Origin of the sequence: Streptomyces sp. NBC_00859, from assembly GCF_045161865.1 — a bacterium.
Classification (GTDB): Bacteria; Actinomycetota; Actinomycetes; order Streptomycetales; family Streptomycetaceae; genus Streptomyces.
Genome location: NZ_CP108826.1, coordinates 340296 through 358121 on the forward strand (window position 1 = coordinate 340296; position 17826 = coordinate 358121).

General features: G+C 67.6%; 14 protein-coding genes. 3 read left to right on the forward strand and 11 right to left on the reverse strand.

Features of this window, described 5'->3' with window-relative positions:
- Position 1: 1 nt before the first annotated feature.
- The 7 genes from OG584_RS01535 to OG584_RS01565 form a co-directional block, all read right to left on the reverse strand.
- A complete protein-coding gene (locus tag OG584_RS01535) occupies positions 2-340 on the reverse strand; it encodes a PadR family transcriptional regulator (protein WP_405774168.1) in 339 nt (112 codons plus the stop codon).
- A 265-nt stretch (positions 341-605) separates the two neighbouring features.
- On the reverse strand, positions 606-3401 hold the full coding sequence (locus OG584_RS01540; RefSeq protein ID WP_405774170.1) for a lectin: 2796 nt from the start codon (positions 3399-3401) through the stop codon (positions 606-608).
- A 527-nt stretch (positions 3402-3928) separates the two neighbouring features.
- Complete coding sequence (locus OG584_RS01545) at positions 3929-4435, reverse strand: hypothetical protein (RefSeq protein WP_405774172.1); 507 nt, start codon at positions 4433-4435, stop codon at positions 3929-3931.
- Between the two features lie 376 nt (positions 4436-4811).
- Positions 4812-5222 (reverse strand): SRPBCC family protein, encoded by a 411-nt coding sequence (locus tag OG584_RS01550; protein WP_405774174.1) that lies wholly within the window; start codon positions 5220-5222, stop codon positions 4812-4814.
- A 94-nt stretch (positions 5223-5316) separates the two neighbouring features.
- Positions 5317-5613 carry a non-oxidative hydroxyarylic acid decarboxylases subunit D gene (locus tag OG584_RS01555; protein ID WP_405774176.1) on the reverse strand — a complete coding sequence of 99 codons (297 nt, stop codon included), beginning with the start codon at positions 5611-5613 and terminating at the stop codon, positions 5317-5319.
- A gap of 44 nt (positions 5614-5657) precedes the next feature.
- Entirely contained in the window at positions 5658-7085 is a 1428-nt protein-coding gene (locus tag OG584_RS01560; RefSeq protein ID WP_405774178.1) for a non-oxidative hydroxyarylic acid decarboxylases subunit C, read from the reverse strand.
- A gap of 44 nt (positions 7086-7129) precedes the next feature.
- Complete coding sequence (locus OG584_RS01565) at positions 7130-7720, reverse strand: non-oxidative hydroxyarylic acid decarboxylases subunit B (protein WP_405774180.1); 591 nt, start codon at positions 7718-7720, stop codon at positions 7130-7132.
- Between the two features lie 197 nt (positions 7721-7917).
- Here OG584_RS01565 and OG584_RS01570 point away from each other — a divergent pair, with 197 nt between their 5' ends.
- From OG584_RS01570 to OG584_RS01580, 3 genes are all read left to right on the forward strand, one after another.
- Positions 7918-8742, forward strand: a complete 825-nt coding sequence (locus OG584_RS01570; RefSeq protein ID WP_405774182.1) for a helix-turn-helix transcriptional regulator — start codon at positions 7918-7920, stop codon at positions 8740-8742.
- Between the two features lie 269 nt (positions 8743-9011).
- Entirely contained in the window at positions 9012-11414 is a 2403-nt protein-coding gene (locus OG584_RS01575) for a SpoIIE family protein phosphatase (protein ID WP_405774184.1), read from the forward strand.
- Between the two features lie 168 nt (positions 11415-11582).
- A complete protein-coding gene (locus OG584_RS01580) occupies positions 11583-11966 on the forward strand; it encodes a VOC family protein (RefSeq protein ID WP_405774186.1) in 384 nt (127 codons plus the stop codon).
- A 47-nt stretch (positions 11967-12013) separates the two neighbouring features.
- Here OG584_RS01580 and OG584_RS01585 read toward each other — a convergent pair whose 3' ends face one another.
- The 4 genes from OG584_RS01585 to OG584_RS01600 form a co-directional block, all read right to left on the reverse strand.
- Positions 12014-12688 (reverse strand): formylglycine-generating enzyme family protein, encoded by a 675-nt coding sequence (locus OG584_RS01585; protein WP_405774188.1) that lies wholly within the window; start codon positions 12686-12688, stop codon positions 12014-12016.
- 144 nt (positions 12689-12832) lie between these two features.
- Complete coding sequence (locus OG584_RS01590; protein ID WP_405774190.1) at positions 12833-13765, reverse strand: glycosyl hydrolase family 18 protein; 933 nt, start codon at positions 13763-13765, stop codon at positions 12833-12835.
- A gap of 256 nt (positions 13766-14021) precedes the next feature.
- Complete coding sequence (gene asnB / locus OG584_RS01595; RefSeq protein WP_405774192.1) at positions 14022-15851, reverse strand: asparagine synthase (glutamine-hydrolyzing); 1830 nt, start codon at positions 15849-15851, stop codon at positions 14022-14024.
- A 993-nt stretch (positions 15852-16844) separates the two neighbouring features.
- Positions 16845-17678, reverse strand: coding sequence for an aldo/keto reductase (locus tag OG584_RS01600; RefSeq protein ID WP_405774193.1), 834 nt, complete (start codon positions 17676-17678; stop codon positions 16845-16847).
- Positions 17679-17826 lie beyond the last annotated feature (148 nt).

Here is a 17826-nt window from a genome sequence, read left to right on the forward strand (position 1 = left end):
CTCAACAGTCCCCCTTGGTCAGTCGTGATATCGAGGCGCCCAGGGCCTGCCACTCGCGAAGGAGCCCGGCGCGGACCCGAGCCCCCTCGGGGCTGACCCGATAGAACTTGCGCGGCCTCGACTGGTCGGTGTTCCACTCGCTGATGAGCAGCCCCTGTTTCTCCAGGCGGCGCAGCAGCGGGTAGAGGGTGTTCCCATCGACGGCGATTCCGGCGCCGCCGAGCGTTTCCAGGAGTGCGTAGCCGTACTGCGGCTCCTCCAGGAGTGCCAGGCACGCCAGGACTACCGTGCCGCGGCGTAGCTCCTGGGCCTGGCCCAGGATCAGTTCATCGGTTCCCACGCTCAACACAATACTGTGTGCCGCACACTAATGTCACCCCCGCGAAGGCTCCTCGATTCCGGCGTAGCGGGGAGGGCGCCCGAGGTGGTGAGGACGCGAGAGACCGGCCATTTCGGATCGAGGTGCTCTCCGTAAAGCAGGATCGACTGTGAAAACGCCGGACGGAGAAGCCCTCGGGTACGCCGACGTCCCCCGGTGGTTCCAGCTGCGGAACTGCCGGGGGACGCTGTTTTCGGTCAGGCCCGCGATGACGCGGGGCAGTCGGTCAGTGTTTCGTGATCGCGGCCTGCGCTGCCGGCAGCGTCCACTTCTGGGCGGCCGTGCCGTTGCACGAGTAGATCTGCAGCCGGGTGCCCTCGGTCGTGGCGGAGTTGGGATCGTCCAGACACAGGTTGGACGCGGGATTCACGAGGGAGCCGTTGGCGCCGGCCTTCCACTGCTGAGCGCCGCTGCCGTTGCAGTGGTACAGCTGCACGAGCGTTCCGTTGGTGGTGCCACTGCTGGTCACGTCAAGGCATTTGCCGAGCGTGCGCAGGGAGCCGTCGCCCGCGACCGTCCAGTCCTGGGCGTAAGTACCGTCGCAGCCCCAGAGCTGGATGTGGGTGCCGTCGGCGGTCCCCGAGGTGGCATCGTCGAGGCACAGGCTCTTGTCGACGCCCGAAGTGACGGCTCCCACGCGCGGTGACGCCGGCGCGGTCACGCCTCCCGCATAGGAGGGCGGGGCGGCGGCACTCGCGCTCGCCCACGCGGTGTTCGCGCTGGTGCCGAGCGTGTAGGTGAGCGTACCGCCCGAGGTGAGGGCCGCGGTCGGCGCGTAGGCGTTGTTCCAGGCTCCGCCGTTCCAGGCTGCCGACTGCACGTACGGGGCGTTGTCGGCGGCGCCGGCGCCGTTGATGTTCAACGTCTTGCCCGACGGCAGGGTGACGACAGCCTGGGGGAACAGCGGGGAACCCAGGGCGAGGTCGGCGGTGCCGGGCGTCTCCGGGTACATCCCGAGCGCCGACCACACGTACCAGGCGCTCATCGCGCCGAGGTCGTCGTTGCCGTCCGCGAGACCGCCCGGGGTGTTGGACCAGATCTGGTCCTGGATCGCTCGGACCGCACCCTGGGTCTTGTAGGGAGCACCGGTGTAGTCGTACTCCCAGGGCAGTTCGATGCTGGGCTCGTTGCCGACCCAGGCGTACCCGTTTGCGCCTGTGTAGCTGCGCAGAACATTGTCGAGGTAGTGGTTCATCGCCGTGCGGCCGCCCTTGGCATCGGCGAGGCCGGCGACATTGAACGGCACCATACCGGTATAGATCCAGGAGTCGGCCTCGACCATGTCGGTGCCGCTGGTGGGGTCGAATCCACCGGTCCAGGTCCCGTCCGCGTTGCGGGGCTCCACAAAGCCGGACGCGGGGTTGAGCACGTTGCGCCAGTCCTGCGCCCGTGCGGCATACGTCTTCTGGCCGGCGGTGTCGCCGAGCGACCCCGCCAGGGCGGACAGGGCGAAGTCAGCGCTGTTGTACTCCAGGGTGGTGGCTACCGGGCCATAGAAATTGCAGCATCCGTAGCTGCCGTCGTGCGGCATGTAGCCTGGCGAGTCCAGGTAGTTCAGCCCTGGACGGTCGTTGTTGGTCTTGGATGCCTCAGCGACGAGACCCCGGAGCGTCTCAGCGGTGTCGAACTGCTTTGCCCCGAAGGCGTAGTAGTCGGCGATGATGGGCGCGGCGGGGTCTCCCACCATCACGTACGACTCACCGTTGTCCTCGGACCACTTGGGGAAGATTCCGGTCTGCCGGTAGTCGTCGAGCATGGACTGCGCGGTGTCGGAGGCGGCTTGTGGGTCGACAAGAGCCTCCAGCTGCGCCTGTGAGCGGTAGATGTCCCAGCCCGAGTAGTTCCCGTAGACAGCCTTGTGGCCCGAGTCGACGGTGTGTGGCTTGCCGTCGAAGCCGCTGTACTGGCCGTTGGTGTCACTGACGACGTTGGGGTGGAGCAGGGAGTGGTAGAGCGCGGTGTAGAAGTTCTGCTGCTGCGCGGCCGTACCGCCGCCGATCTGCACCTTGCCGAGCTCGGTGTTCCAGGCGTCCTGAGCCGCGGTACGCGTGGCGTTGAAGTCCCACCCGGAGTTCTCGGCGGCGCGGTTGGCGACTGCGTTTGCGGTGGACACGTACGAGACGCCGACCTTGGCCTGCACGACCGGGTGCGCGGTGGCGTCGAACGTCACGTACCCATTGGAGGCGGCGGCCTGGGGTTTGGCCCCGTCGGATTCCACGCCCGTACTGGTGGCGGCCGTCTTCCCGTGCAGGACGGGCTTGTTGGCCTTCTCCGCGGTGCTGGTGCCGGCCCCTCGGCCGGTCTGCTTCTTGAGCGTCGGCTTCGCCGTTGGGGTGCCCTGGGAGGTGAAGGGCTGGTCGAAGACCATGTCGAAGTACACGGTGTAGGTGTTGCCGGCCCCGCAGAAGTGACCGCTGGTCACCTGACCGCTGACTTCGGTGTCGGAAACGACGTTGAACTGCGTCGCGCTGTCGCCGTTCTGACTGCCGTTGAGCTTGAAGACCAGGTTGGCCTGCTTACTTGAGGGAAACGTGAAACGCGCCATGCCGCTGCGCTTGGTCGCGGTCAGCTCGGTGGTCACCTTGTTGTCCAGAGCCACCTTGTAGCTGCCGGCCGACGCGCTCTCGTTGGCGTGCGAGAAGCCGTCGTTCGCAGAGGTATTCACCGCACCGACCGTCGGCAGCACCGGGACATCGCCGCCCGCACCGCATCCCGGCCCGGCAATATGGGTCAGGCTGAAGCCGGTGATCGAGTTGTCGTTGTACTCATAACCGCCGCCGGCCGGCCGGGAGGGCGTGTCGGGGCTCCACTGCACCATGCCGAAGGGCGCGTCCGCGCCGGGGAAGTCGTTGGCCGCGTTCGAGGTCCCGATGAACGGGTTGACCACACCGGCTGGATCGGCGACCAGGGCTGCCGGGCGCGGAGCCGCCGCGGCCGGAGCGGAGAGCCCCGCCGCGGCCAGCGCGGCAGCAGCAAGGAGACCGATGCCCAAGGCGGCGGGAGGTCTGGAGATGCGTCTCATGTCCGTCGTGCTCCTCATGCTCGTGCCCGCCGGCCCCGGTGGTCACCGGAGGACGGAGGGAAAGGCTTGCGCGGGCACCTCTGGCAACGTTGTCAAAGACCACGTCGGTAACGAAGTACGAAAGGGGCGGGCGGACGTACGAGAACCCCTCGCGTGCCGGGCGCAGGGAGGTACCGGCGAGAACGGGCGTACCCGAACAACGTAACGAGCAGTCAGGTGCACGTCAACGATGAGGGATGATACGGGCGCCGAGGGACGGCGTCGGCGGCTCCTCCCGGCCGGAACCCGGCGTCCTGGTAACTGGCCGATCCGCATCCGACAGCTCGACGGACCGAGCCGGGCGCCGGCCCGGTGCTCCCCCATCACCCAGGATCCGGCCGCCCGACACATCCCTTGCGAACACACCGGGACCGCCGTCGGCCACACCACAGCCATCGCCGACGGCGGCTACCGGAGCGGGACTTCGCCCGGGACGGTCCAGCCACGCCGCTCGACCGGCCGTCCCCTGGATCACCGCATGACAGCCATCAGGGGTGGTAGATCTCCTGCATGGCGGTGATCTGGCTCTGACCGTTGACGCGGAAGTAGAAGTGCGGGCTGTTGGCGAGCTTGTGGCTCACCAGCCACTTCGGGGTGACCTTCACGGTCTTGGTGTCGCTGAGGACCTTGACGGAGGCTCCTGAGGCGAAGACGAACGAGCGGGCCGCTCCGCTCGGGGTGTAGACGACGTCCTCGTCGTTCTTCGAGTTCACCCGGCACGTCTCCGGTGTGACGCGTACGACGGTGTTGCCCTGGAAACTCTTGGCGGAGTCCAGTTCGAAGAAGTGCTTGTACCCCGCGGGCAGGTGACACGGCTGCCAGCCGCTGCCCGCGCTTTCGGCCGCGACCACAGAGGTGGCCCGAACTGCTGCGGTGGACGCGGCCCGGGTGCTCGTCGCTGTGCTCGGGCTGGCCCCGGAGGTCCCGCACGCGGTGGCGACGAGCGCGGCGGCGGAGGCGAGAACGACGGCGGCGGATACGTAACGGTTGTTCATGAACATCCTCTGGGAAGGAGATCGGCTGACACCAGGGGAGATAACGGACCGCACGGGCGCGTTTCACCACATCGCCCGTTGTGACCGGACAGTGACAACCGGCACGCCCCGGTAACGTTCGGCCGACCCGGTGCCCTCGCCTGCCGCCCTGGCCGGGCCACACCTTCGGACCGGCCCCCACCTCCACCACCGCTGCGCCTGACGGACCGTGACGATGTCCCCTGCCCGGACCGATGGCTTCCGCCGCCACCGCCGTCGAGCTCCGCTCGACCTCGGGCGGGCGACAGGACCACTGACGGGGCGGCGCGGCGCCCCTCTCCGGCTGCGCCGAGGGAGCGTCCACGACCGACCGCCGCGGGCCTTGCCCCACCGGTTGCTATGCGCGCTCCATCAGCTGCTTGAGTACGGTGAGGTCTGCGGCTACCGCTTCCCCGTCCCGCTGGAGGTCGTCGTCGCTCATACCCGGCCGTCGGCGGACGGTGAATACCACCTCGCACCCGGCGCCGTCGGCGATCACTCGCACCGGGTTGTAGACGATCTCGCCCGAGGGCAGGGTGACATCGTGATCGAGGACGCCGAACTCATTCCTTTTCGCGAAGGAAACCTCGACGCTCCCCATGGGCGAGGACTCCGCGACCCATTTCCCATCGATTTCGGCGATGGAGCCTCCCAGCCCCTGGGCCCATGCGGGCAAGTTTGAGGGGTCCGACGCGTAGTCGTAGACCTCATGGGCGGGGCGATCGATGTGTGTGCTGATGTGACGCGATTTTGAAGCAGTGGTCTCCATGGCCGTCATGATACGAAGCCGGTGCCGGCCCTGCCTTGAACGAATCGGTCACGGTCACGTTGTGGCAACTCCGTTCCTGACCTGCGCTGAAAAGTCAGCAGCGTCCGCGCCCTCGCCTGGAGCGCTGTCTCGAAGGCGCTCCCCCGGGTGCGTCGTCCGGACCGGCCGGACGGTGCCGCGGAGGGACGGCAGGGACCTCGATGGCGTTCGCGATGTCCTCGACGGTCAGCTTGAACTCGTCGGGGTAGGCGTCGCGCTGCGTGCGGCGGGCGGGTTCGCCGGTCCGCCAGATGTAGAGGCAGCGCGTGCACTGAAGGACGTCCCAGGCTCCCTGGACGGGCGATTCAGCGAGGTTTTCGATGGTCTCGTGGGCGCAGCGGGGACAGATCATGGGGAGGCCTTCCTCTCGGAGGTACGGGGTCGTGCGGGAGTCGGTCAGTCACGGGCCGCGATCAGCCGCTGGAGCTTCGCCGTCCACTCCTTGGTCTCGGGCAGGTCCTTGACGGGGGTGGCGAAGTTGCCGCGGTCGTCAGGAGGGACCGGGGTCGTCGCATCGATGATCATCTTGCTCGTCATCCCGGCCGGATCCGATGCGGGCGCCAGTTCCAGGACGGAGAGGTTCGGGATGATGACGACGTCCTCCTTCGGGTTTACCTTGGCCGACATGGCCCACAGCACTTGCGGCAGGTTGAAGGGGTCGACGTCCTCGTCGACGAGCACGACCTGACTGACGTAACCGAGGCCGTGCGGGGTGGTCATGGCGCGCATACCGACCGCCTTCGCGAAGCCGCCGTACCGCTTCCCGGTGGAGATGATGACCATCAGACCGTGTGTGTACATGGCGTTGACCGCCTGCACCTCGGGGTACTCGGCGCGCAGTTGCTTGAGCAGCGGGACGCAGGTGTTGGGGCCGACGAGGTAGTCGACCTCGGTCCACGGCATGCCCAGGTACAGGGACTCGAAGACCGGGTTGCTGCGGTAGGAGACGCGGTCGATGCGGACGACCGGCATCCGGCGGCCGCCCGAGTAGTGACCGGTGAACTCGCCGAACGGCCCCTCGATCTGACGCACCCGTGACTCGATGACACCCTCGATGACGACCTCGCTGCCCCAGGGCACATCGAAGCCGGTGAGCGGCGCGGTCGCGATGGGGGCAGGCGCGCCGCGCAGAGCGCCTGCCATCTCGTACTCACTCTGGTCGTAGGCCATCGGCATACCTGCCACGATCGATATCACCGGATCGTTGCCGAGGGTGATCGCAATCGGCAGGTCGTCCCCGGCCTCCTCGGCCTTGCGCAGGTGCTGGGCGACGTCATGCATCGGGACGGGCTGGAACGCCAGGCGGTTCCTGCCCATGACTTCGATGCGGTAGATCCCGACGTTCTGCTTGCCGAAGTTGTCAGGGTCCTCGGGGTCGCGGGAGACCACGGCGGCCTTGTCGAGGTAGAAACCGCCGTCGCCGTCGTTGAGGCGGAAGAGGGGCAGGATGGAGAAGAGATCGACATCCCCGCCCTCCACGGTGTTCTCGCGCCAGGGGGCCCCGGCCCGGCGCTCCGGGGTGACGGGGAAGTCGTCCCAGCGTGCGGCGAACGTTTCCACCTGCTCCTTGACCGGAGTGTTCTTTGGCAGTCCGAGGGCGAGTGCGTGGTTGGCCCAGGAGCCGTGCACGTTCATCGTGATACGGGCGTCGTCGAAGCCGGTGACATTGTCGAAGTAGAGAGCGGGAGCGCCCTCGCCGATGCGGCCGGCGGCGTTCGCGGCGGCGGCCAGGTCCGGCTCCGGCAGGACCTCCTCCGTGATGCGGAGCAACTGCCCTTCACCTTCGAGTGTGTTGAGGAAGGAACGGAGGTCGTCGTGGGGCATGCGGGTTCCCTTCGGGGGTGTTCCGGTGGGACGGACGTCAAAGGTCAGGCCGAGGGGCGGAGTTCACGCGTGGCCCGCATGCCCTCCCAGCGCCTGGCGGCCGCTGCCGGCAGCTCGAACTGATCGAGAACGCGGGCAGTGACGTGGTCGACGATGTCGTCGACCGACCGGGGGCGGTTGTAGAAGGCGGGCACGGGCGGCACCAGCTGGACGCCCATCCGGGCGAGGGCAAGCATGTTCTCCAGGTGGATCTCGCTGAGCGGAGTCTCACGCGGTACGAGCACCAGCTTGCGGCGTTCTTTGATGACGACGTCCGCCGCACGGGCCACCAGGCCATCGGCGTATCCGGTGCGTATCCCCGCGAGAGTCTTCATCGAGCACGGCACGATCACCATGCCGTCCGTCCTGAAGGAGCCCGAGGAGATCGTGGCGCCCTGGTCGCCGGGGTTGTGGACCTCGTCCGCGAGAGCAGCCACCTCACGTACCGAAAGGCCGGTCTCCAGCTCGATCGTGGTGCGCGCCCAGCGGGAGAGCACCAGATGGGTCTCCACCTCCGGCAGCTTCCGCAGATTCTCCAGGAGCCGGACCCCGAAGGGCGCGCCGGTCGCTCCGGTCATTCCCACGATCAGTCGCACGCCGCCACTCCTCATACGCTGCCTGACCTGCACTGTTTGTGCGGCGCTCGGCATCCTTCACGCTAGGGGGCGAAACGGGGCGGACAACGGTACGCTCGGGACTCACGATGGGGAAAAATGGACATGCTGTCCGCGGACAACCTGTAGTCCGGGACCTGGAATACCGTCCGGCGGCAGGTGCTCCGCCCGGCGTCGAGGTGCTTCCGCTCAGCGGTCTCCTCCCGCGCTCCCACGGCCATGGCAACGATCCGTACGGGCTGCTGCGGCCCGCCTTTCATCAGCTGGTCTCGGTGCGCTCCGGGAGGCTGCGGCCGTCGGTGGACTTCGTCGATCACGAACTGGGGGCCGGGAGCTGGCTGTGGATCCGGCCCGGCCAGGTTCAGCGGTTCAGCGACGACCTGGCAGCGGCGGACGGGACGATGGTGCTGTTCCTGCCAGGATTCCTGCCACCGGCCACTGCCGCGGCCGCGCGGCTGGATCCGCCGTACACACAGAGACCTCTGCGTCCGACCGGTACTGATGCGGAGGGGCTGCGCCAGGCTCTCGACCACCTGGTGTACGAGTCCGGGAACATGGCGTCCCTGCCGCTGGAATCGCACGTCGAGGTGATGCGGAATCTGGTGTCCGTACTGACGCTGCGCCTGGCTGGAGCGCACACCGTGCACGGTCCCGCCTCACGCCGGACCCCGGCGGGCGAGACATTCCGTCGCTTCCATGAGGCGGTGGAGCGCGACCACGCGGTGACCCGGCGGGTCGAGGACTATGCGGCGGCGCTCGGGTACAGCCCTCGCACGCTGTCCCGCGTCACTCTGGCCGCCACCGGTGTGACTCCGAAGAAATACATCGACGGCCGGGTCCTGCTGGAGGCCAAACGGCTGCTGCAGCACAGTGGGCTGCCCGCCAACGCTGTTGCCGAACGTCTCGGTTTCATGGACGCCAGTGATTTCAACAAGTTCTTCCGGCGCCGGGAGGGGACGACGCCGGGAGCATTCCGCTTCCAGGCACTGGGGGCCGGACGTTAGCCCTCCCCGCCTCGGAGCCCAACATCGTGGGTCAGCCCGATCGGCCGTGTACTCACGCCGCGTACCGGGTCGGCATGGGTGATTCCGGCCAGACCGGGATGCCGCCGGATATGGACCGCGCCGTCGTGACACCTGGGGAAGCGCGGGTGTATCCGCCGCCGGCAGCCGGGTGTCAGGGACCACCGCCCCGCCCCGGGTGGCCACCAGCGGTTGTGCCCATCCCGGGAACAGCGGATTCTGTAGGGGATGAATGGGGCTGATGTGGCGCCATGACTGCATGGAACGCGGAGCAGAGTGCCGACTTCCGTGGCCCCCTCGACGTCACCAGGGCGGCCACGGCGGTCATCGATGCCCAGGACACGGTCATCGGGTGGAGCCCGGCCGCGGAGCGGCTTCTCGGTTACCGGCCGCACGAGATCGTCGGCCGGTCCGTGGCGACATTCCTGTGGTCCGAGCCGACGCCCGCTGTGTTCCCTCTTCCTGCCGAGGTCCGCGGAAACGAGATCCGCATCGCCCGGCACCGGGACGGGCACGAGCTGATCGTCGCCACCGCGGTGTGCCCGCTGCCGGGCGCCGGCACAGCGGAGCGCATCCTCGTCGCCACCGAACTGAATGATCTCCGTCTGTGGGAGTCGCAGCTGGCCCTGTTGCACGGACTGGCTACCCAGTCACCCGTCGGCCTGGCCATCTACGACACCGCCCTGCGCCTCACCTGGTGCAACGCCGCGTACGAACAGGAGATCGGGCAACCGTTCGCCGAGTTCCGCGGCCGACGGGCCGATGACCTGTACTCCGGGGGAAAGTTCGTCACCAAGGGGCATCCGTCCACGCTCGACGCGGTCATGCACCAGGTGCTGGATACTGGAAAGCCCTTTCTGGACCTGCACTTCCAGGGCCGGCCGCCCAGCGACCCGGAAACGGACCACCTCTGGACCTGCGCCTACTACCGGCTCCAGGATGCCGACGGGAACGTACTCGGAGTGTGCGAGGACGCGTTCGACATCACCGACCGCTACAGAGCTCAGCGGCGGCTGGCCCTGCTCGTCGAGGCAGGCCGCGGAATCGGTACCGCCCTCGACGTCATGGCCACTGCCGAGAAGATCACCGAGGTGGCGGTCCCGGAGTTCGCCGCGGCAGTCACGGTCGACCTTTCCCGGGTGGTGCTGGAAGGAGAGGTGCCTGCCACCAGCGATCCCGCGGTGATATCGCTCATCCGGGTCGCCAGCCACACCGCCGAGGAAAGCGACCAGGACGGGACGCACCGGCAGCAGCCTCCCACTCGTGTCGCGAGCCAGTCCCCCGTGCGGTATCCACCTGGTTCGCCGCAGGACCGCAGCCTCTCCTCGGGCGGGCTCGTGCTCGACGACACTGTCCTGGTCGTGCCGCTGCGGGCCGGCAACAGCGCGCTGGGCCTCGTGACCTTCATCCGCGGCGCCGGTTCGGCCGTCTTCGACAGCGACGAACTGGCGCTGGCCGACGAGTTGGTCGCCCGTACCGCCGTGTCCATCGACAACGCCCGCCGCTTCACCCGCGAACGCACCGCCGCTCTGGCGCTCCAGCGTCAGCTGCTGCCGCAACACGTGCCGGAACAGTCAGCCGTGGACCTGGCCTACCGCTACCTGCCCACGGACGACGTGACAGGGGTCGGTGGCGACTGGTTCGACGTGATCCCGCTGTCCGGCACCAGGGTCGGGCTCGTGGTCGGGGACGTGGTCGGCCACGGATTGCAGGCAGCCGCCACCATGGGCCGGCTGCGTACGACCGTGCGCGCCTTCGCCCAGCTGGACCTGGAACCCGTCGAGCTGCTGTCGCGTCTCGACGACCTGGTGGGGCAATCGGCGGAGGAACAGCGGGGCGACCCGGGCGCGTCCGACGGCACCTACACCGACGTGACCACCGGCGCGACCTGCCTCTACGCGACCTACGACCCGGTATCGCGACGCTGCGTCATGGCCAGGGCGGGACACCTGCCCCCGGCGATCGTCGACCCGGACGGCAGACTGTCCTTCCCGGATCTTCCGGCCGGGCCGCCCCTGGGGCTCGGCGGCCTGCCGTTCGAGTCCATGGAGATCGAGCTGCCGGTGGGGAGTCTTCTGGCCCTCTTCACCGACGGTCTGGTCGAGTCCCGCGACCGCGACATCGATCACGGTCTCGACACCCTGGGACGTGTACTGAGCGACCGGCACGCGACGCTCGAAGAGCTGTGCGACCGCGCGGTGGCGGAGCTCCTGCCGGACGGAACAACAGCCGACGACACGGCACTGCTGCTCGTCCGCACCCGCGAACTCGACACTTCGCAGGTCTCCGAATGGGAGTTGCCCGCAGAACCGGCCGCGGTCGGCCGTGCACGTGATCTGGCCATCGAACAGCTCAATCAGTGGGGTCTCGATGAGCTGTCGTTCGCGACCGAACTAGTCGTCAGCGAACTCGTGACGAACGCGGTCAGGTACGCCGATGGCCCCATTCAGGTACGCCTCATCCGTGACCGCACCCTCCTGTGCGAGGTCGCGGATACGGGCCATACCTCACCGCACCTGCGCCACAGCGGCGAGGAGGACGAGGGCGGGCGCGGCCTGTTCATCGTCGCGCAGCTCGTCCAGCGGTGGGGGACGCGCTACACGCGCTCCGGCAAAACCATTTGGACCGAGCAGGCCTTCCCCACTACGGGATGAGTTGCCCGCGGCTGCCGTTCAGGCTCTGTGGCACCACAGCGCTACTCGCATATCTCCGCACACTGCGAGCAGGCCGTCGTATCCCGGCGCACGAGGGGGCAGACTCGTGCTCGCCCGGAACGGACAGGACCAGTTGGTCCGCGACGGGCAAACCTCTATGCTCTCGGCATGGCATGTCGCATCAGCGAGCTCATCATCGATGCCGCTGACCCCGCCCGGCTGGCCGCATTCTGGCGTGAGGTCCTCGGCTACGTCGAGCTGGAACCAGAGGGTGACGGCAGCGTCGGAATCGGCCCGCCGGACGTTGGATTCGGCGGACCACAGCCGACCCTCCTCTTCAGCCCGAGCGATGCCCCTCGGCTCGGCAAGCTCCCGCTGCACATCGATGTCAATGCCACCGATCGCGACCAGGACGCCGAACTGGACCGATTGCTCGCCCTCGGCGCCGTACCCGTGGACGTCGGCCAGACCGGGGCAGAGAGCTGGCATGTCCTGGCCGACCCGGAGGGCAACGAGTTCTGCCTCTTGCGCACCCGGCTGAAGCCCCTCTGACTCACCCGGCACGAAGCTCCGTGCTCGGCCGGCACGACGGCCGATGGTCAGTGCACGACGGAACGAGCGATGCGGAACCCTACGTCGTCAACCTGGAAGCTCGGATGGCTGCGACGCCGCGCCGAGGCCCGGCAGCTCCAGTGCTCGTCGAACCAACCACCGCCGCGCAGCACACGGTAGGTACCGTAGACCTCTGCGTCATAGACGTCCCAGCACCAGTTCCAGACGTTGCCGAGCATGTCGTGCAGACCCCACGGGTTGGACCGCTTGCCGCCCACGTCGTGGATACGCTCGTGCGAGTTGCCCCGGTACCAAGCGATCTCGTCGAGCGGACCGTATTGCGGTCCTGTCGTACCGGCACGGCAGGCGTGCTCCCACTCGGCCTCGGTCGGGAGCCGGTACCCGTCGGCGGACACGTCCCACTCGACATCATCGGCGTCGGCCCCAACGTGGTAGACGGGGGTGTGCCCGTCACGCTGGGACAGCGCGTTGCAGAACCGGATGGCGTCCCACCAGGAAACACCCTCGACCGGCAGCTTGTCGCCTTCGGCAGAGCTCGGCCGGCGGCCGGTGATCTGTGCGTACAGCCCCTGGGTCACCGGAAATCGTGCGAGCTGGTACGGCGCCAGTTCGACCGGCCAACTGCGCTGCGTCCGGCGGTCCGACAGCGTGATCCGCCCCGACGGGATAGCGACCATCTCGTTCTCTGAGCGCGTGTCCATGAACACGTGATCTTACGGGCGCCGGTCCCGGCCGCCAACCGAGCATGGTCGAGGGGCATCGGAGCAGCTCTGCTCCGAGCAGTTCGGGGCAGTGTGGGCACGGCGCCAGGACGGTGTCGGGAAAAAGGGGGGACGGCCGACGGCTCAGGCGGCCGCGCCCTGCATCGCAGCGGACATGTTCGAGGCCCACTCCCAGGGGGCAGCTGTGCCACCCGGATCCGAATTGAAGTACTCCCACCCTGCCACTCCACCGAAGTCACCGTACTTCGACGACAATTGGGAGACAGTTCCCCTGAGGGTGTCCATGGGCACGTATCCGCTACCGCAGTTGGCCGGGTTGGTGATGGTGCCCGCCACGACCTTCCCGGCGGGGACGACTCCGTGGTTCACGATGCCCTCGTACCCGCTGGTGTTGTCCAGCGATCCCCAGCCGCAGTAGAACTGGGCGTTGAACCAGCTGATGGAAGACGCCCTGTCGCGATAGAGGGCGTCGTAGCCGAACCCGGAGAGGTTGCCTCCGCCGTTCAGAGCGGTGGCCACGGGCGCCAGCGTGACGAGGAAGCCGTCACCGAAGTCGCTGTGCAGCTGATCGATTACGCGTTCCACGCCGGCGAGGGACATTCCCTCCTCCACGTCGAGGTCCAGACCGTCCAGATGATGGGTGGAGACAACGCTCTTCAGCTTGGGATAATACGTGTCGAAGTCACTGTCCAGCCTCTGGAAACTGCCCACCGCGGCGCCGCCGACCATCCCCAGTACGTTGACGCCCTTGCTCTGCATCGCCGCCAGGTCATTCCACATCGGGTCGAACTTGGCATCGTCGGGGGACGTGTCATTGAGCGAGACGCTGCCGTCGCCGTTGAGGTGGATCGCGCCCACGATCAGATCCGTGACACCCGTGTCATGGTCGGTCAGCCCTTTCGGGGAGACATACGAACCGTTGGCGAACTGGGTCTGGTAGTAGACGACGACGTGGTGATCCGTCGCCGCCTCCGCAGGCGCCGCTGTCACCAATGGTGCAGCCAGACCGACGGCCATGGCACAGGACAACGTTGTCAGCAACTTACGCAAGCGCATTGCCCGTCTCCTCATGTGGGGGGCTGCCATGAAAGCGTCTTTCCCGCCGGTTCACAAGGTCACCAATCGGACTTGTTCACTGGTGACTTGAGCCCGGCCGGCACGACGCAGGGGTCCCCCGGGTACCGGGGCCCCACAGCGACGGCCCCGGGGGGAACTCTTCGACCAGGACCGTCGCCCCTGGTCGAAGAGTTCCCCCGGCCGCGTACCGAAGCGACCCACTCCGTCCGGGGCCCCGCAGGGGCCCCGGAGTTGTTCAGTTCAGCCGGATGTCGGGCTTGTGCTGGTCGAACCAGGTGGCCATGTCCAGAGCCCTCTCCAGGTGGGAGCGCTGGCGAGTGGTGATCGTCGTCCGTTCGGCCCCGACGGCCTCCTGAAGCCGTGTGCGGTGGAACAGATCCAGTGCGGGGTGGCCGGAGGCAAGCAGGTCGGAGGTCTGCGCCTGAATAGCGGATACGTAGTTCGGGTCGAAGCTTCCGGGATAGCCGCTCTTCTTGCGCTGCACCACCGAGTCCGGCAGCAGGTCGCGGGTGGCCTCTCGCAGGATGCTCTTCTCCCGTCCGTCGAATGTCTTCATCGACCAGGGAGTATTGAAGACGTACTGCACCAGCCTGTGGTCGCAGAACGGCACCCGCACCTCAAGCCCCACCGCCATGCTCATCCTGTCCTTTCGGTCCAGAAGGGACTGCACCATGCGGCTCAGGTGCAGATAGCACACCTGCCGCATGCGCTTCTCCAGACCGCTCTCCCCCTCCTTGAGAGGGACCTCCGCCAGCGCGGAGGTGTAGCTGTCGTGCAGGTAGGAGTCGAGTTGCAGGCTGTTGGCGAGCTCGTCGGACAGGGCTCCCGTCAAGTCGATCGGGGAGTCTCCGGCCAGCCAGGGAAAGGTCTGCGCCTCACGCCGCTTGTCGTGGAACCACGGATAGCCGCCGAAGACCTCGTCGGCGGACTCTCCCGACAAGGCGACGGTGGACTGTTCGCGGACCGCCGCGAACAGCAGGTAAAGGGAGTTGTCACGGTCCCCGAGCCCGATCGGCAGATCACGCGCGCCGACGGCCGCACGCCGTACGGCCGGATCCGACAGAGCCGCACCGTCCAGCATGATGTCGCTGTGGTGGCAGTCGATGTGCTCCTTGACCGCGTGCACGAAGGGAGTGTCCTGCGTCGGACTGATATCCATCGCGCGGAAGTTCTTCGCCTGGTCCGGGAAATCGACGGCGAAACTGCGTACTGTTTCGCCCTGTTCACCGAGTTGCTTGGCGGCCAGAGCGGTCATCGCTGATGAGTCGAGTCCACCGGAGAGCAAGGAGCAGCGGGGCACGTCCGCGACGAGCTGACGGGCGATGATGTCCTCGAGCAGTTCCCGCACATGCGTGACGGTCGCCTGCCGGCTGTCGGTGTGCTCGGTGGCCTCCAGCTGCCAGTAGGCATGTTCGCGCAGGCCATTGCGGTCCAGAACCGCCACATGTCCGGGCTTCAGCTCCCGCATGCCCTCCCATATCGCGAACCCGGGAGTCTTGGCGAACGAGAAGATCTCCCGCAGCCCGTCCTGCCCGACGACAGCCGGGGCCAGCGGGTTGGCCAGAATGGCCTTGGGCTCCGAGCCGAACAGCACGCCGTCGTCGGTCTCGTAGAAGTAGAAGGGTTTGATGCCCATCCGGTCGCGGATCATGACCAGCTTCTCCGTGCGCGGATCCCAGATCGCGAAGGCGTACATGCCGTTGAGTTTTCCGGCCACCTCCTCACCCCACTCAAGGTAGCCGCGCAGTACGACCTCGGTGTCGGAATCCGTCTCGAAGCGGTGCCCCTGACGGCGCAACTCCTCGCGCAACTCCACGTAGTTGTACGCCTCGCCGGAGTACACCATCGCAACCGTGCCGTTCTCGGTCCGCGCCTCCATCGGCTGGGCGCCTCCGGGAAGGTCGATGACGGCGAGCCGACGGTGTCCGAGAGCGGCCCTCGGCGTCAGCCAGGCCCCCTGGGCGTCAGGGCCACGGCAGGACATCGTTTCGGTCATGGCATCGACGGTCTCGCGGTGGGCCGTCAGGTCGCGTCGATAGGAAACCCATCCAGTTATGCCGCACACAGGGGACAACCTCTCCGTGGGGGGAATTAGGTGTAGCAACCATCTCTCTTCCAGTACCGACTCCACCACCCGGAGCAATCGCCCGTCGGAGTGTGGTTTCTCACCGGTAAACTCTTGTTAAGTTCGTGTTTCGGGCGCGGTGTTGCCAACCGCGCTTCCCAACTGCCCAGTACGCCGCAGCGCAAGCCGCCCGATCCCCTTCGGGCCTGCGGCCACACAGCCCCAGCACAATTCCGAACGCCTGACTCCGCTCCGTACGCGCTCAGAAGCACACCCGCGGAGCACCGGAGTCGTACCGTGGGGCGGTGGGCAACGTATTCAGAGCCGGGACACAGTGTCTGCACCTGTCCAACGCGGCACCGACGCGTTCATCGACGTACCGACGCCGGCGGTTTCCGATCTGGCTGCCGACGGGTGGGACTATCGCTCGCGGCTCTGCTGACGCTGCAGGACCAGGAGGTGATGGGCGGGGAGCTGTCGGGTTCGACTGTCAAGAGATCGCATGGGGCACTACACCCCAAGACCGTTGCCGGTCGGAGGAGTTCGTCCTGCGCGACATCGCATTCGCGTTGCGCCGCCACCGCTGGAGCGGGCTCGGAGACGAACCGCCCTACGTCCCGTGACAACCTGCACCAGTTCAAGGCGATGGTCGAGTCCTTCGTACCGACCGACGGCTCCTCTCGTGCGGGAGAATTCCCCGGCCCGGAGGACCGTGCGGTGGCCTCAAGCGCACACCACCGAGTTCTGAGCGCGCTCCCCTACTGGGAGGGGTGGTTCCTCTGCGTACGGCAGCCCTGACTTCCAGCGTCTCAGCCCCGGCCGTCTGCGCGCCGACAAGCCCGCCGCCCGCGGCGCGGGCCAGGAGAACGGCGCGTCCCAGCCGCAAGTGGTGGGAGGTACGGGAATGCGGTCACTGCCCTGCCGCGTCGAGGAGGATCTGCGCCAGTTCGCATGGCCGAGAGAACATCGGCAAGTGGCCGGTTTTTAATGGGGTCAGAGGATTTCCAGCGGCTGCTTCCGCCCAGGAGGAGGGAAAGCGGCGTCCAGAGCCGACAGGTCGTCGTCGGTGAGGCGCAGATCGAGGGCCGCCCGGTTCTCCTCCACGTGCGCCACCGTGGACGCCTTGGGAATGGCGATGACGTCCTCGTGCCGCAGCACCCACGCGAGCGCCACCTGGGCCGGCGTCGCCCCGTGGGCGGAAGCCACCGCACGCAGCGCGTCGTGTCCCAGCAACCGGCCCTGCTCGACCGGCGAGTACGCCATGACCGGGACCGACAGGTCCCTGCACCGGGGGAAGAGATCGTACTCGGGGCCGCGCCTGGAGAGGTTGTAGAGGACCTGGTCCGTCTGGGGGCGGGCCCCACCGGGCAGGTCGTCCAGGTCATCCACATCGAGATTGCTGACGCCCCAGGAGCCGATACTGCCGTCCGCCACCAGCGCTTCGAAGGCCTCGACCGTCTCGGCCAGCGGTACTCCGCCGCGCCAGTGCAGCAGGTACAGGTCGATCCGGTCGGTACCCAGGCGTCGCAGGCTCGCACGGCAGGCGTCCGCCGTGCCCCGCGCGTCCGCGTTCGACGGCAGCACCTTGCTCACCAGGAAAACCTCGTCACGCCGACCGCGGATCGCCTCACCGACGAGATCCTCGGCGGCGCCGCTCCCGTACATCTCAGCCGTGTCGATCAGCGTCATTCCCAGATCAAGGCCTCTGCGCAGCGCGGCGAGTTCACCGGAGCGCCGTGCGCGGTCGTCCCCCATGTGCCACGTGCCCTGCCCCAGAGCAGGCACCTCAGCCCCGGATGGGAATGTCACTGTCCGAACCGCTGTCATCGTGTATCTCTCTCCCTCGGTGCGCGCTTCACGGCCTGGCTCCGTACCAGGATGTACGGGGAGGTGTGGAAGGCTCCCCCAGGATCGCAGCCCACCGGGTGAGATGCCCACCGGCCTCGCGTACGGGTCCGGTCCGCATTTCGCACGC

What these genes read in the sequence shown, in the direction of transcription:
- OG584_RS01540 (WP_405774170.1), bottom strand. Translation starts at nt 3,401, where the DNA reads ATGAGACGCATCTCCAGACCTCCCGCCGCCTTGGGCATCGGTCTCCTT.
- OG584_RS01545 (WP_405774172.1), bottom strand. Translation starts at nt 4,435, where the DNA reads ATGAACAACCGTTACGTATCCGCCGCCGTCGTTCTCGCCTCCGCCGCC.
- OG584_RS01550 (WP_405774174.1), bottom strand. Translation starts at nt 5,222, where the DNA reads ATGGAGACCACTGCTTCAAAATCGCGTCACATCAGCACACACATCGAT.
- OG584_RS01555 (WP_405774176.1), bottom strand. Translation starts at nt 5,613, where the DNA reads ATGATCTGTCCCCGCTGCGCCCACGAGACCATCGAAAACCTCGCTGAA.
- OG584_RS01560 (WP_405774178.1), bottom strand. Translation starts at nt 7,085, where the DNA reads ATGCCCCACGACGACCTCCGTTCCTTCCTCAACACACTCGAAGGTGAA.
- OG584_RS01575 (WP_405774184.1), top strand. Translation starts at nt 9,012, where the DNA reads ATGACTGCATGGAACGCGGAGCAGAGTGCCGACTTCCGTGGCCCCCTC.
- OG584_RS01580 (WP_405774186.1), top strand. Translation starts at nt 11,583, where the DNA reads ATGGCATGTCGCATCAGCGAGCTCATCATCGATGCCGCTGACCCCGCC.
- OG584_RS01585 (WP_405774188.1), bottom strand. Translation starts at nt 12,688, where the DNA reads ATGGACACGCGCTCAGAGAACGAGATGGTCGCTATCCCGTCGGGGCGG.
- OG584_RS01590 (WP_405774190.1), bottom strand. Translation starts at nt 13,765, where the DNA reads ATGCGCTTGCGTAAGTTGCTGACAACGTTGTCCTGTGCCATGGCCGTC.
- OG584_RS01600 (WP_405774193.1), bottom strand. Translation starts at nt 17,678, where the DNA reads ATGACAGCGGTTCGGACAGTGACATTCCCATCCGGGGCTGAGGTGCCT.